This window comes from Reyranella sp. (genome assembly GCF_965228225.1).
Lineage (GTDB): Bacteria > Pseudomonadota > Alphaproteobacteria > Reyranellales > Reyranellaceae > Reyranella.
On the sequence record NZ_OZ245801.1, the window covers coordinates 1,645,866 to 1,659,930 of the forward strand.

The window sequence follows — 14,065 nt, forward strand, 5'->3', positions numbered from 1 at the left end:
TTCGTACGCTCCCCCGGATGCTTCTACGCTGATTTCTTGATGGTTTGGAAGGCGGCCAAGGCCCGATCCCGGGCGGCGCCGTGCTCGACGATCCGCCCCGGATAGACATCCGCCGGCACGGCGGCCGCCCAGGGACGATGGATCGCATCGCTGGGCAGGTGGGCGAGTTCGGGCACCCAGCGCCGGACGTAATCTCCGTCGGGGTCGAATTTCTCACCCTGGAGAACCGGGTTGAACACGCGGAAGTAGGGAGCCGCATCGGCGCCGCAGCCGGCGACCCATTGCCAGCCGGTCGCATTGTTCGCGACGTCGGCGTCGACGAGCGTGTCCCAGAACCAGCGCTCGCCCCGGCGCCAGTCGATCAGCAGGTCCTTCGTCAGGAAGGATGCCGCGATCATCCGCACGCGATTGTGCATCCAGCCGGTCGTCCAGAGTTCGCGCATCCCGGCATCGACGATGGGATAACCGGTCCGACCGCGTTGCCAAGCCGTGAGCGCTTCCGTCTGATCGGCCCACGGGAACGCATCGAACTCGCGCCGGAAGTTTCGCGCCGCCAGATCGCCGTTGTGGAAGATCAGGTGGTAGGCGAATTCGCGCCAGCCGACTTCGGACAGAAATTTCTCGGTTGCGGCCGAGGCGCCCCGCGTCATGGTGGCGTGCCAGATCTGACGGGGCGATATCTCGCCGAAGGCGAGATGCGGAGACAGGCGGGATGTGCCCCTTACGGCCGGCAGGTCGCGCGCCTCGCGATAGTTCCCGAGAGCCTCGTCGAGGAAATGTGCGAGACGCTGCCGGGCGCCGTCCTCGCCCGGCGTCCAGGCGGCGCGCAATCCACCGGCCCAATCGGGCCCGCTGGGCAGCAGGCCCCACGAGGCGAGCGGTTCGCCGCCCGGCCACGATTCGGGCGCCGGAATGCACTTAGGGGCGGACAGCATGCCGGCGGGGGGCGGCAGCGCGCGGCAGGCGCGCCAGAACGGCGTGAATACCTTGAAGGCGTCGCCGCTCTGTGTCGTCACCTCCCAGGGCTCGAAGAGCAGGTTGGCCTTGCAGCTCTCGACCGCGATGCCGCCGTCGGAGAGCGACTTCTTCAGGCGCGCGTCCCGCTCGCGCGAGCCCTGGTCGTAAACGCGGTTCCAGAAGACCGAGTCAGCCCCGCAGTCGACCGCAAGCTCGGCGATGACCTTCTCGGCGGGACCCCGACGGAGGACGAGGCGCGACCCGAGCCGGCGCAGCGATGCGTCGAGCGCGTGGAGACTGTAGTGCAGCCACCAGCGCGAAGCGGCACCGAGCCGCCGCACCCCCCGGGTTTCCTCGTCCAGAACGAACACCGGCACGACCGTACGCCCGGCCTCCAGCGCCTTGATCAGCGCGGGATTGTCCGAGAGGCGAAGGTCGCTGCGGAACCAGATGATCGAAACCGACATGTGCGAGATACGCACATGGCGGACGAACGGATGATCGGCCGTGAGCTAGGTCAGGAGCGGGGGCAGTTGGGCGCCGGTCGCATCTCCAGGCTCTGGAGATCTGCGGTCACCGTGAGCAGACCGGTTTCGACGGTGAGCCGGTCGAGTACGCCGTTCTCGAACACCTGCGCCGTCACGGAAAAAAGCGGCCGCTGGGCCTGGTCGCGACCGCGGGTGAAGCTCATGGAAACCGGCCAGGACTTGCCTTTGGGCGTGGCCACCGGCTTGTCCATCGGCCGGGACGACCGCAGGCGGCCATCTTCCAGCTGTGTCACGTCGATCAGGAACCCGTCGCTCATCACTTCGGGATCGAACATCAGAGCCGGAAACGAAGTGGCGTTGGCGCGGAGCCGTTCGGTGAGGTGGTCGATCGCGGCTACCGGCATCAATGTGGCGAAGGGCAGGAAGAACTGGGAAGGCTGGGCGCCGGCCGTCGCGATCTCGGCGCGCAGCTCACCCTGCGCGCGCTGGACGCGCCCCTTGGTTTCGCGCTTGGTGCCGTTCTGGACCTGCGTGGTCTGGTAGCGCAGGCTGTTGCCGCTGCGGGGCTCCTCGGCGTCCAGCTTGGAGGACAGGCTCATCTTCCAGGAGGCGGTCAGCGCGATCTCCGACGTGATGTCGCGCTTGAGGTGCCAACCCGCGCAATCCTGCGAGAGATCGTGGATCGCCGTGCCGATCCGCGGCGCATTGGCGGCAATCCCGAGACGCAGCACATACTCGGCACGATGCGGCTGCATCTGCGCGAAAGCGAGCTGCGGTCCGCAGAGGACGGCAGCGACGACGAAACACACCAGGCGACGCATTGGGGCAGCTTGCGCATGCTCTCCGATCAGGTCAATCGTGCGTCGCATGAAATTCCGAGACATCGTGGCAGCATTCTGGCGAAGCCCGAAGCCGTCGCAGAACATGCATGGCGCGGCACTCAAGGGCGTGGCCGCCCGCCGGTGATGCTCGATCCATGAAAGGCCTGGAATTCTTCTGTGCAGGCGAGCGCCTGGAGGCGCTGCCGATGGGCGCGCTCTACTGGCCGGCGGAGCGATGGCTAGCCGTGGCCGACCTGCATCTGGAGAAAGGGTCGTCCTACGCCGTCAATGCCCGCAAGCTGCTGCCGCGCTACGATACCAAGCAGACGCTGGCCATGCTGTCGGCTCTGATCGACGCCGTGCAGCCAAGCACCGTCGTCTGCCTGGGCGACTCGTTTCACGATCGTGCCGCCGTGGATCGCCTTCCGGACGCCGAGCGGGCCGAAATCGAGCGCCTGACGAGGAAGGCACGCTTCGTCTGGATTGCCGGCAACCATGATCCGGCACCGCCACCGGCGGGCTGGGGCGAGATTGCGGAAGAGGTCAAGGCGGGTTCGCTGATCTTCCGGCACGAGGCGCTGTTCGGGCCGGCCGATGGCGAGGTTTCGGGCCACTATCATCCGGTTGCGGCGCTCACGGTGCGGGGTCGCGGCTTGCGGCGGCGCTGCTTTCTCACGGACGGGAGGCGTCTCATCCTCCCGGCGTTCGGCGCCTATGCCGGCGGTCTCAACGCGCTCGACCCGGCAATCGCGCAGCTCTTCCCCGACGATTACGAGGCGCTGGTGGTCGGGCGGGAGGCGGTGCGCCGCCTGTCGTGGCGGCAGCTCCGGCCCGACGCGACCTTCAGATGAGCGTCTCTACTTGGGTAATTCGTATTTCAGGGTGACTTCGCCTAGTCCCTCGATCCGGCCGGTGGCGGTGCTGCCCGGCGGCACGAACTGACAGGCGACCATGCTGCCCGACGACACGATCATGCCCTTCTTCAGGCGCTTGCCGTGATCGCCGAGCTTGTTCGCGAGCCACGCCAGCGCGTTGTAGCAGTGGCCCAAAACGTCGCCCGAATGGCCCTCCCGCACGACCTTGCCGTCAAAGGAGACGGAGCCCTGCAGGTTGCCGAGATCGAGCTTCGCCCAGTCCTTGTTTGGCTTGGCGAGTAGCGAGCCGCCGTTCCAACCGGCATCCATGATCAGCGGATTGACGGCGAGGCGGCTGTAGTCGGCACCACGGTCCTCGATCAGTTCGAAACCGGCGCGCGCTTCGCCGACATATTGCGCGATCGAATCCCTGTCGTAGGGCTTGGCCTTGGGCGCCGGCACGTCGGCATTCACGATCAGGATGATTTCCAGTTCGGCGCCCAGGCGCGTCCAGCGATCGGCGCGGACGGTTGCCTTGTGCTCGAACACGCGCTTCTTGCGGATCGGTCCGTAGGCCGGCCCCTTCAGCCCGGTCTGGGCCAGGATCTGCGGCGAGGTCAGCGCGATCTTGTAGCCGACCAGCGGACCCTGCTTGACGACCTGCTTCTTCAGAAAGGCATCCTGGACCTTGTAGGCGAGGTGCTCGTCGTCGGTCGCGAACCGTTCCGGCCACCATCCGACCACGGCGCGCGCCCTGTCGACCTGATGCAGCCACGTTGCCGCCTTGGCGATGCTGAACGTCATTGGAGGCTCCCCCTTGCTTGATTTATTCATCGTCGCATAGTGCCACCATGTCGACGAAAGCGTTGCAGAAATTCGGGCCCGTACGCAGTGGGGCCGTCGTGGGCGTGGTGCTGGCCGGCGGCGAGGGGCGACGCATGGGACCGGGCGCCCTGAAGCCGCTACGCCTGCTCGCGGGCCGGCCGATGGTGGCCCACGTCGTGGACCGGCTGCGTCCGCAGGTCATGGATCTCGTGATCGTGGCCAACGACCCGGCGCCGGAATTCCGCGAGCTGGGAGTCGCGGTGATCGCCGACCCGCTCGATATCCAGGATATGGCAATGCGCGAGGGACGACGCCTGGGGCCTCTGGCCGGCATCCTGGCGGGGATGGAATGGGCGCGGGATCATCATCCCCATTGCGGCTGGATCCTGACGGCCCCCGCCGACGTGCCGTTCCTGCCGCTCGACCTCACCGTACGGCTGTGCGGGCTGATGCACGTGCCGGAGCCGGACGTCCTGATGGTGCGTCATGGCAAGCGCCGCGAACATACCCTCGCCGTCTGGTCGGTGAAGCTTGCCGCCGATCTGCGCCGCGCCATCCTCGAGGAGGGTATGCGGCGGGTCGAGACCTTCGCCCAGCGCTACGCCTTCGAGGAACTCGTCTGGCCGGGCAATGCCGCGCCGTTCCTGAACGTCAACACGCCCACCGAGCTCAGCGAGGCGATGCGTCGTCTGGAGCGAGTTCGATGACGTTGCCGTCGATCACGACCTTGCCGGCATTCTCGAAATTCACGGTGATGCGATGACCGATCATCGACTGGATCTGCCCGTGGCCCCAATCCGGTTGCCCGGGATGACGCACGAAGTCGCCGGGGCTCAGCAGTCCATTGCCGGGCTTGTCGAACAAGTTGTCGTTACTCCGCCTCTGTGGGTACGTTGGCGGCTGCCTGACGCCCTGCCGCCTTAATCTGCAGTATAGACTGGGCGTCGTCATGTCATGGAGGACACAATGAACAGCACCCGCGTCGCCATCGCCACGGCTCTCGCCGCCGCTCTCGTGCTGCCGGCTGCCACCAGCCAGGCGCAGGGCAATATGGAGAAGTGCTACGGCATCGCGAAGGCCGGCAAGAACGACTGCCAGACAGCGAAGTCGTCCTGTGCCGGGACGTCGAAGAAGGATGCGCAGGCCGACGCCTGGGTATCCGTGCCCAAGGGCGCCTGCGAGAAGATCGTCGGCGGCAAGCTCACGGCCAGTTGAGCATGAAGCCGGTCGCGGGCATGGGGCTGCGGTCGCCGCATCTCGCGGAAATCGCGCGCGACCGGCCGGCGACCGGCTTTCTCGAAATCCATGCGGAGAACTATCTCGCGCACTCGCCGGCGCGCGCGGCCCTTGAGCGCCTGCGCGAGGACTATGACATCTCGGTCCACGCGGTCGGCCTCTCGCTCGGTTCGGTCGACGGGCTGGACGAGGCGCATCTGGAACGCGTCGCGACCCTGATCCATCGGCTCCAGCCCGCGCTCGTATCGGACCATCTCGCCTGGAGCGTGGCGGGCGGCCGCTATTTCAACGACCTGCTACCCTTGCCCTATACCGAAGAGGCGCTCGGCGTCGTCGAGCGTAATGTCCACCGGCTGCAGGAGCGGCTCCGGCGGCAGATTCTGGTCGAGAACCCGTCCTGCTATCTGGCGTTCGCGCATTCGACATTGTCCGAACCGGAATTCCTGACCGAGCTCGCCCGGCGAACCGGCTGCGGGGTGGTGCTCGACGCCAACAACATCTTCGTGACGGCCCACAATCTGCGGCTCGATCCAGGCGCCTGGCTCGACGGGCTGCCGGTGACGGCCGTCGGCGAGTATCATCTCGCCGGCCATGCCGTGAACGACGCCGATGGCGAGCCGGTCCTGATCGACGATCATGGCAGCCGGGTGGGCGAGGGCGTATGGGCGCTGTTCGACGAGATCGTGCGGCGCTACGGGCCTCGGCCGACGCTGGTCGAATGGGACACCGATCTTCCGGCTCTCGACGTGCTGCTCGACGAAGCGCGGCGAGCGGAACAAGCGCTCGGCGTCGAGGCCAATGCTCGCGCTGCGTGATCTGCAGGCGGCATTTGCCGCGCACGTCGAGGGTGAGGAGCGGCCTGCTCTCGCCGATCTCGTCGTGGGCGATGCGATTGCCGCATCGGCGCGTCTGCGCATCCATCGCCATCATGTCCGTCAGAGTCTGGCGGGTGCGCTCGCGGCCACTTTCCCAGCGGTTCAGGCAATCGTGGGCGAGGCCTTCTTCGCGACCATGGCAATGGGATTCGTCCAGGAGGATCTGCCCGGGCAACCGGTCCTGGCAGAGTATGGCGCCGGCTTCCCAGCCTATGTTGCCGGTTATGGTCCTGCGGCGACGATGCCCTACCTTGGCGATGTGGCGCGGCTCGACTGGTCGTTGAACTTCTCTTATCACTCACCCTTGGCGCCGAGGCTCGCGGCTCCCGAGCTTGCCGGTCTGACCGCCGAACGGCTGTTCGAACTGAAGCTGGAGTTGGCGGCCGGGTCGACACTCGTCCGCTCGCCGTGGCCGATCGATCGGATCTGGCACGCGGCCCAGCCCGGCGCGCTTGCGGGGACCGTTTCCCTGGAGGAGGGACCGGCATCGGTGCTGGTTTTGCGTCAGCCGGACGATTCCGCTTTCGCGAGCCTCGACCCGGCGGAGACAGCCTTTGTTGCGGCGCTGGCCGAGGGCGCCAGCCTGGGAGAGGCGGCCGAGGCAGCGTTCGCCGTCGAACCTGCCTTCGATCCGTCCAGTACCTTCGCCAGGCTGCTGTCTTTGGAGGCATTTGCTGCGCTGCGGCATGGGGTTTGACCCGGAGCCCATAAAGCCTCGAAATGCGCGGATTATTACAACCATTGTAATTGTTGCACTGCACGGCTGAATCGGGCGGTGGCCCCGAAACGTTCTTGCTCCGCGAAAGCCCATCCCTATACTCCGCGCGCTTCGAAAAGGGTTGGCCCTTCCCGGGCGGACCGTCGTGGCTTCGAGTGGAGTTGCCGACGATGTCGATTACGTTGCCGCAGAATTATCGGCCGTCAGAACGTGAAGCTTTCATGAATCCGATGCAGCAGGAATACTTCCGGCAGAAGCTGCTGAAGTGGAAGGACGAGCTGATCGAGGAATCCAATCAGACGCTCCAGAACATGCAGGAAGAGAGTCTGGCGCAGCCCGATCTCGCTGATCGCGCGACCGCCGAGACCGACCGCTCGCTGGAGTTGCGGACGCGGGATCGTTTCCGCAAGCTGATCTCCAAGATCGACCAGGCGATCAAGTCGATCGAGGAAGGGACCTACGGCTATTGCGAGGAGACCGGCGAGCCGATCTCGCTGAAGCGTCTCGAGGCGCGACCGATCGCAACCCTGTCGGTCGAGGCGCAGGAGCGCCACGAACGCATGGAGCGCACCCGCCGCGACGAAGGCAACGACTGAGGAAATAAAAAGGCCCGCATGAAGCGGGCCTTTTCTTTTCTGGACGTCGGCAATGCGGCGCTCAGGCCCTGGCTTCGTCCTGCATGGCCTGACGGTTGAGCGCACGGCCAGCCTGGCCGCCGCCGGGTTTGCCGTCGCGCCAGGCGAAGGCACCATTGCAGATCACCGTGTCGATGCCCCGGGCCGGCGAGATCGGCTTCTCGAAGGTGGCCGTGTCGATGACCGTTGCCGGATCGAAGATGCAGAGATCGGCGTAGAATCCGGTCTTCACCTCCCCTCGATGGGCGAGGTGGAAGCGCTGCGCCGAATAGGACGTCATGCGGCGCACCGCGTCTTCGAGCGGGAAGAGCCCGAGGTCGCGCGAATAGTGGCCGAGCACGCGGGGGAAGGTACCCCACAGGCGCGGATGGGGATGGGCATCGAACGGGATGCCATCCGAGCCGATCATGGCACCGGGATGGGACATCGCGGCCTGCACGTCCTTCTCGTCCATCATGAAGTAGATGGCGCCGGCCGGCTGGATGCGGTCGGCCGCTTCCTTCATCGAACAGCCCATCTCTTCGGCGATCTCCCTGAGGTCTCGGCCGCTCATTCCCTCGACCTTGTCGGACCAGGTGATCAGCACCTTGTCGGCGCGCTCCAGCATGTCGCTCCGCAGGATCGTCGAGCCGGCGACATAGGGATAAACGTCGAAGGAGATCTGCTGCTTCTTCATCGCCTCGTTGAAGTGCGGCAGGGTCTCCTTCATGCGGCCGAAGTTGGAGCGGCCCGAGCACTTGTGGTGCGAGACGATGATCTCGGCGCCGACCCGGCGGCCGATCTCGAACGTCTCGTCCATCGCCTTCAGGATGTGGTCGCCCTCGTCGCGCATGTGGGCGGTGTAGACGCCGCCCCAGCGGCCGAGCGGGGCGGCCACTTCCGCGACCTCGTCGGTCGAGGCGTGGCTGGACACGGCATAGAACAGGCCGCTCGACATGCCGATCGCGCCCTGTTCGAGGCTCTGGTCGAGCAGTTCGCGCATCTGCTTGATCTCGCCCGCCGTCGCGACCCGGTTGAGGTCGTCGCCCATCGAGTTGATGCGCAGAGTGCCGTGGCCGATCAGGAAGGCGCCGTTGATGGCCGGCTTGGCGGCATCGACCTTGCCCGCGAAGGACGCGAAATCCTTCGACAGGTTTTCCTTCTTCTTGATGATCAGCGACATCCAGTGGCCGACATCCGGCCGGACGTACGGCGCGGCGGAGACGCCGCAATTGCCGCACACCACGGTGGTGACGCCCTGGCTCGCCTTCATCGCCATGGCCGGATTGTCGATCAGCGCGGTGTCGTCGTGCGTGTGGACGTCGATGAAGCCCGGCGCCACGACCTTGCCCGCGGCGTCGATCTCGTTGTCGCCGCGCAGCGTGCCCGGCGCCTCGACGGCGACGATGCGATCGCCCTTCACCGCCACGTCGGCGGCGAACAGCTTCCTGCCTGTCCCGTCGGCCACCTGGCCGTTGCGGATGACGATGTCGTAAGTGGCCATGGGGGCTCCTAGGCTTCGTTGCGGCCGAGCCGCATGTCGAGGTCGAACGGGTAGAGCGGGCGCTTCACGCGCTCGTACTTGAAGAGCTTGAGGTCGGAGGCGGTGCAGCCGTCGCCGTCGCACATCACGATATGCTTGGCGATCGGCTCGAAGCCGGCGCGGAAATGCTGGCGCGACTTGATGAGCACGTACTTCTTGCGCCGTGGGTCGATGCCGCAATGGGTGAAGACGCCGAGATCGTAGGGCTCGGCGCGCTTCTCCGAGACGACGATCTGCATCTTGCCGGTGTCGAGTACGGCGGTTCGGCCCATGCGCACCGTGGTGCCGGTCGCCATCGGGCCGGTCACGGTGAACTGCCCGTCGGTGATGGCCTTGACCTTGCCGGTCACCTTGAGGGGCTTGCCCTTGAGGCCCATGGCCGGCATGTCGATCTTGCCGCCGAGTTCCAGCGTCACCTCGGCGCCGACACCGGCCTTGATCATTTGCTCGACGCACGCCGGATCGCAGATCGGGCCGGCGCAGGCATCCTCGAGCTCCTGCTTCATGGCCTCCTCGATGACGCTCATCACGTCCTGGGTGCCGCCCGAGGCGGTGTTGTCGCCATGGTCGGCCATGACGACCGGATAGTCGGTATAGCCCTTGGCGCGCCCGACCTGGACCGACAGCGGTTCGGGGTGGAAGAGGAAGCCTTCGCGCTTTTCCCAGGCCGTATCGAGGATGCGGTTGAGCAGGATCTCGCCTTCGGCCGTCCGCTTGTCGCAGACGATGACCGAAGAAAGGGCGAGGTGGGGGATGTCCGCCTGCGGGAAACCGCCGAACACCGACGCATTCAGGACCTCGCCGGTATCCTCGGCCTGGTTGGCCATGCCCATCAGGGTCTTCATCGGCTCGCGCGAGGGGGTATGGACCAGCGAGCTGCTCATGATCGGGCGGTTGCTCCAGACCATCTTCGGCTCGACTTCGCCGGCCAGGGTCCGCATCAGCGTGCGGCCGGCGCGACGGGCCGTGTCGGCCATGTCGATATGGGGATAGGTGCGGTAGCCGGTCATGATCGTGGCGCCGTTCACCATGGCGTCGGTCATCTGGGTGTGGAAATCGAGCGCCACGGCGATCGGCACGTCCCGCGCGATCTTCCGGATGCGGTTCAGGAGCTCGCCTTCGCCGTCGTCGTAATGCTCGGCCACCATGGCGCCGTGCAGGGCCAGCAGGACGGCGTCGCAGCCCTTCTTGATCTCGTCCACGATGGCCGTGGTCATCTGCTCGTATGCCGCTTTGGTGACCAGGCCCGATGGATGGGCAGAGGCGGCCATGGGCACGGTGAACTCGGCGCCGGCCTTGCGGGCCACCTCGATGAAGCCGCCCAAGGAGGTGTTGGTGCCCTCGGCCTCCTTGATGGCGACGGGGCCGCTCAGCGAGCCGGCCCGGGCAAAGGATTCGATCGGGGTGGGCAGGGGCGAGAACGTATTGGTCTCGTGCATCATCATCGCGACTACGAACTTCTTGGGCAACAACCCCTCCATCCTTGGCTTAAGTATTTGAACACCTTACATAAATCGCACACCCCGCGCGTTTGCTGAAGCAATGCGTCCAGTGCAAAGCTGCATCGCACTATTCTTGTGCGTTGCAAAAACGCCACACCCTCTGCCAGACATCAACGAACGCTAAATATGTGAATTCAGGGCTCTTTTTCGCTCTTGCATTCTCTTCGCAGGTGCACCATTCTTAGCGGGCAGCAAACGCTACCTCGGTAGCCGCATTGTTTGCTGTATGCCCGTCTTGGGCGTTTCCTCCCTAAACTCGGGCCGCGCTTGTCGCGGCCCTTTTTTTTGCCCGGTCGATTGCTCGGACGATTATTCTGGTCGGGTGATTATTCGGCGGCCAGGGGGCGCGGTGGCAACAGGGTTTCCCGTGCCTGCTCGGCCATCGTTTCCAACAGCCCGGTCATGATCCGCGCGACGATTCCCACGACCGGAAGCCTCTCGTGCCGTGCCTCGTCCATGTAGAGCGACCGGTTGATCTCGATCTGCAGTGTATGACGGGCGAGAGCCGGTCGTCCGTAGCGCTGGGTGGTGAAGCCGCCGGCATAGGGCTGGTTGCGCAGAACGCGCAGGCCGCGTGCGCGGAACCACCGCTCCGCAGCGGCGGTGAACTCGGGCGCGCAGGCTTCGCCGTGATTGTCGCCCAGTACGATGTCGACCTGCTGGTTCCGGTCGCGCGTTCCGAGGGTGGAGGCGGAGGAGGGCATGGAATGGGCATCGATCAGCAGGGCGCCGCCGAAGCTGCTGTAGGTCTGCTCGACCAGCAGCGAGAGGGTCCGGTGATAGGGGCGCCAGCAGCTCTCGAGCCTGTGCTCGATCGTTTCCGAGGGGACCCGGCCGCGATAGATGGCCTCGCCGCTGGCCGCTACCCGCGGGATCATGCCGAGGCCGGCCGCCACCCGGGTCGTGCGATGGTTCAGCGGCCGCGGCAGGGGCCCTTCGAACATCGCGGGATCCAGCTCATATGGCTCCCGGTTGGCGTCGACGTAGGAGCGGGGAAACCGGGCCGCGATGAAGGGCATGCCGAGCGAGGGCGCGGCTGCGAACAGCTCGTCGACGAAGGCGTCTTCCGCCCGGCGGAGCGCTGAAAGCGGAACGGCCGCCTGCTCGAGGAACGAGGCGGGATAGGTCGAGCCGCTGTGCGGTGAGGCGACGACCACCGGAACGGTCTGGTGCGCCGGGAGCCGGCAATCCAGGGACTCGTGTTCGGTCAGGACCGGGGCGAAATCCATTCTGTGGTCATAACCCGTGAATCCGGTCGCGTCACGCTTCGCGCTCTTGCCAATCCGTTTCCGGCAATGTAGACGACCGGCCTCCGCGTTACCGGTTGGTTCTGAACCCCGGCAGCAAGGCGATGGGCGCGTAGCTCAGCGGTAGAGCACTGTCTTGACATGGCAGTGGCCACAGGTTCGATCCCTGTCGCGCCCACCATCGCCTTCTCTTTCCAGCACCCCTTGATCGGAACCGGTGTCCAAGGCACCAGTAGGGAATGGCTGGAGTTCCGATGTCCGATTTCTTTTCCCTCTACTCCCATGAATTCGTGCGCGTGGCCTGCTGCGTGCCGCGCACCCGCGTGGCCGATGCGGCCTACAATCTGGCCGAGACGCTGAAGCTCGCGGCCCACGGCGATCGGGCGCGGGCCGCCGTCATGGTCTTTCCCGAGCTGGGGCTCTCGTCCTACGCCATCGAGGATCTGCTGCTGCAGGATGCGCTGCTCGACGAGGTCGAGCGGTCGATCGCCAGCGTGGTCGAGGCGTCGCGCGATCTCTTCCCCGTCCTGATCGTCGGGGCGCCGCTTCGGGTGACGAACCGCCTCTACAACACGGCGGTCGTGATCCATCGCGGCAAGGTGCTGGGCGTGGTGCCCAAGACCTTCCTGCCTAATTATCGCGAGTTCTACGAGAAGCGCCATTTCATCTCCGGCGCCAACGTCATTTGCCAGGAACTCGAACTGGCCGGACAGACCGTGCCCTTCGGCACCGACCTGCTGTTCAAGGCGACGGGCATCGATCTCACCTTCCACGTCGAGATCTGCGAGGACGTGTGGGTGCCGATCCCGCCCTCGAGCCACGCCGCGCTGGCGGGGGCGGAGCTTCTGGTCAACCTGTCGGCCAGCAACATCACGATCGGCAAGGCCGAGGCGCGGCGGCTGCTGTGCGGCAGCCAGTCGATGCGGGCGGTCGCCGCCTACGCCTACTCGGCATCGGGGCGCGGGGAATCGACGACCGATCTTGCCTGGGACGGTCACGCCGCGATCTACGAGCTGGGCGACCAGCTCGTCGAATCCCAGCGCTTCGCGCTCGAATCGACGATGATCCAGGCCGATGTCGACGTCGGACGAATCCGCCAGGAGCGCCTGCGCTACAACGGCTTCGCCGATTGCGCGTTGCAGGAGAAGGGAAAGGTCGAGCGCTTCCGGCAGGTCCGGTTCGCCTTCGATCCGCCAAAGGATAGCGTCGCGCTCGACCGCGCCGTCGAGCGTTTCCCCTACGTGCCGTCCGATCCGGCCAAGCTGCGCGACAATTGCTACGAGGCCTACAACATCCAGGTTCAGGGGCTGGCGCAGCGCCTGCAGTCGAGCCGCACGGAGAACGCCGTGATCGGCGTCTCGGGCGGCCTCGATTCGACGCACGCGCTGATCGTCGCCTGCCGCGCGATGGACCAGCTCGGGCTCAGCCGCAAGAACGTCCTAGCCTACACGATGCCGGGCTTCGGCACCTCCGACAAGACGCACACAAATGCCTGGCGGCTGATGAAGGCGCTCGGCGTCTCCGCGGCCGAGATCGACATCAAGCCGGCCGCGACCCAGATGCTGGCCGACATCGGCCATCCGTTCGGCAGGGGCGAGAAGGTCTACGACGTGACCTTCGAGAACGTGCAGGCGGGCCTGCGCACCGACTATCTGTTCCGCCTGGCCAACCAGCAGCGCGGCATGGTGGTCGGCACCGGCGATCTGTCCGAACTGGGCCTGGGCTGGTGCACCTATGGCGTGGGCGATCACATGTCCCACTACAATCCCAACGGCTCGGTCTCGAAGACGCTGATCCAGCACCTGATCCGCTTCGTCGCTGCCTCGGGCGACGTGAGCAAGGACACGGCGGAGATTTTGCACGACATCCTGAACACCGAGATCTCGCCCGAGCTGATTCCGGCCGGCGAGAAGGGTGTGGTGCAGGCCACCGAGAGCTTCGTCGGTCCCTATGCGCTGCAGGATTTCAATCTCTTCTACCTGACACGGCTGGGCTACCGGCCGTCCAAGATCGCCTTCCTCGCCTGGAATGCCTGGCACGACATCGAGAGGGGCGCCTGGCCGGCCAACCTGCCGGAGGGAACGCGACGGGCCTACACGCTGGAGGAGATCCGCAGCTGGCTCGCGCTGTTCCTGCGCCGTTTCTTCACCAACCAGTTCAAGCGTTCGGCGCTGCCCAACGGACCGAAGATCTCGTCCGGCGGGTCGCTGTCGCCGCGCGGCGACTGGCGGGCACCGTCCGATGGCAGCCCCGACGTGTGGCTCGAGGAGATGAAGGCCATCCCCCAGACCGGCGAAAAATAGCCGTCGCGATTTCACGCGGCGGGCTGGCCGTCGTTTGCGCGCTGCGGCCAAAATGCTACTGACGCTCGCAGGAAGCGCGTAG

General features: G+C 65.9%; 14 protein-coding genes and 1 tRNA gene. 8 read left to right on the plus strand and 7 right to left on the minus strand.

Annotation, left to right across the window (positions count from 1 at the left end; genetic code table 11):
- Positions 1 to 23 precede the first annotated feature (23 nt).
- Together ACO07K_RS07895 and ACO07K_RS07900 are read right to left on the minus strand one after the other, a co-directional pair.
- Positions 24 to 1,424 (minus strand): cryptochrome/photolyase family protein, encoded by a 1,401-nt coding sequence (locus tag ACO07K_RS07895; RefSeq protein ID WP_422035367.1) that lies wholly within the window; start codon positions 1,422 to 1,424, stop codon positions 24 to 26.
- Positions 1,425 to 1,474: 50 nt separating this feature from the next.
- On the minus strand, positions 1,475 to 2,266 hold the full coding sequence (locus tag ACO07K_RS07900; protein WP_422035368.1) for an EipB family protein: 792 nt from the start codon (positions 2,264 to 2,266) through the stop codon (positions 1,475 to 1,477).
- Between the two features lie 155 nt (positions 2,267 to 2,421).
- Here ACO07K_RS07900 and pdeM point away from each other — a divergent pair, with 155 nt between their 5' ends.
- Positions 2,422 to 3,117, plus strand: coding sequence for a ligase-associated DNA damage response endonuclease PdeM (gene pdeM, locus ACO07K_RS07905; RefSeq protein ID WP_422035369.1), 696 nt, complete (start codon positions 2,422 to 2,424; stop codon positions 3,115 to 3,117).
- A gap of 6 nt (positions 3,118 to 3,123) precedes the next feature.
- Here the strand turns inward: pdeM and ACO07K_RS07910 are convergent, their stop codons facing one another.
- Positions 3,124 to 3,924: a 2-keto-4-pentenoate hydratase gene (locus tag ACO07K_RS07910; RefSeq protein WP_422035371.1), complete on the minus strand. Its 801-nt coding sequence runs from the start codon at positions 3,922 to 3,924 to the stop codon at positions 3,124 to 3,126.
- 47 nt (positions 3,925 to 3,971) lie between these two features.
- On the opposite strand from ACO07K_RS07910, the gene mobA reads away from it, so the two are divergent.
- The gene (gene mobA, locus ACO07K_RS07915) at positions 3,972 to 4,652 is read left to right on the plus strand and encodes a molybdenum cofactor guanylyltransferase (RefSeq protein WP_422035372.1); all 681 of its coding nucleotides are present in this window, start codon (positions 3,972 to 3,974) and stop codon (positions 4,650 to 4,652) included.
- On the opposite strand, the gene ACO07K_RS07920 is transcribed toward mobA, so the two are convergent.
- Positions 4,615 to 4,809, minus strand: coding sequence for a DUF3553 domain-containing protein (locus ACO07K_RS07920; protein ID WP_422035373.1), 195 nt, complete (start codon positions 4,807 to 4,809; stop codon positions 4,615 to 4,617). The two genes, mobA and ACO07K_RS07920, sit on opposite strands and share 38 nt — an antisense overlap.
- A 102-nt stretch (positions 4,810 to 4,911) precedes the next feature.
- Between ACO07K_RS07920 and ACO07K_RS07925 the strand changes: the two genes are divergently transcribed.
- The 4 genes from ACO07K_RS07925 (at position 4,912) to dksA (ending at position 7,370) form a co-directional block, all read left to right on the plus strand.
- Positions 4,912 to 5,160 (plus strand): DUF2282 domain-containing protein, encoded by a 249-nt coding sequence (locus ACO07K_RS07925; RefSeq protein ID WP_422035374.1) that lies wholly within the window; start codon positions 4,912 to 4,914, stop codon positions 5,158 to 5,160.
- A 2-nt stretch (positions 5,161 to 5,162) separates the two neighbouring features.
- Positions 5,163 to 5,996 carry a DUF692 domain-containing protein gene (locus tag ACO07K_RS07930; protein WP_422035375.1) on the plus strand — a complete coding sequence of 278 codons (834 nt, stop codon included), beginning with the start codon at positions 5,163 to 5,165 and terminating at the stop codon, positions 5,994 to 5,996.
- Positions 5,980 to 6,753, plus strand: a complete 774-nt coding sequence (locus ACO07K_RS07935; RefSeq protein ID WP_422035376.1) for a putative DNA-binding domain-containing protein — start codon at positions 5,980 to 5,982, stop codon at positions 6,751 to 6,753. Before ACO07K_RS07930 ends, ACO07K_RS07935 begins: the two co-directional genes overlap by 17 nt.
- Before the next feature lie 191 nt (positions 6,754 to 6,944).
- The gene (gene dksA, locus ACO07K_RS07940) at positions 6,945 to 7,370 is read left to right on the plus strand and encodes an RNA polymerase-binding protein DksA (RefSeq protein WP_295137970.1); all 426 of its coding nucleotides are present in this window, start codon (positions 6,945 to 6,947) and stop codon (positions 7,368 to 7,370) included.
- Positions 7,371 to 7,431: 61 nt separating this feature from the next.
- Here the strand turns inward: dksA and ACO07K_RS07945 are convergent, their stop codons facing one another.
- From ACO07K_RS07945 to ACO07K_RS07955, 3 genes are all read right to left on the minus strand, one after another.
- A complete protein-coding gene (locus tag ACO07K_RS07945; RefSeq protein WP_422035377.1) occupies positions 7,432 to 8,892 on the minus strand; it encodes an N-acyl-D-amino-acid deacylase family protein in 1,461 nt (486 codons plus the stop codon).
- 8 nt (positions 8,893 to 8,900) lie between these two features.
- The gene (locus ACO07K_RS07950) at positions 8,901 to 10,400 is read right to left on the minus strand and encodes a M81 family metallopeptidase (RefSeq protein WP_422035378.1); all 1,500 of its coding nucleotides are present in this window, start codon (positions 10,398 to 10,400) and stop codon (positions 8,901 to 8,903) included.
- A gap of 359 nt (positions 10,401 to 10,759) precedes the next feature.
- A complete protein-coding gene (locus tag ACO07K_RS07955; RefSeq protein ID WP_422035379.1) occupies positions 10,760 to 11,662 on the minus strand; it encodes an N-formylglutamate amidohydrolase in 903 nt (300 codons plus the stop codon).
- A gap of 124 nt (positions 11,663 to 11,786) precedes the next feature.
- Here ACO07K_RS07955 and ACO07K_RS07960 point away from each other — a divergent pair.
- Together ACO07K_RS07960 and ACO07K_RS07965 are read left to right on the plus strand one after the other, a co-directional pair.
- Positions 11,787 to 11,861: transfer RNA gene (locus ACO07K_RS07960), tRNA-Val, on the plus strand.
- Between the two features lie 73 nt (positions 11,862 to 11,934).
- Positions 11,935 to 13,983: an NAD(+) synthase gene (locus ACO07K_RS07965; RefSeq protein ID WP_422035380.1), complete on the plus strand. Its 2,049-nt coding sequence runs from the start codon at positions 11,935 to 11,937 to the stop codon at positions 13,981 to 13,983.
- Positions 13,984 to 14,065: the final 82 nt, after the last annotated feature.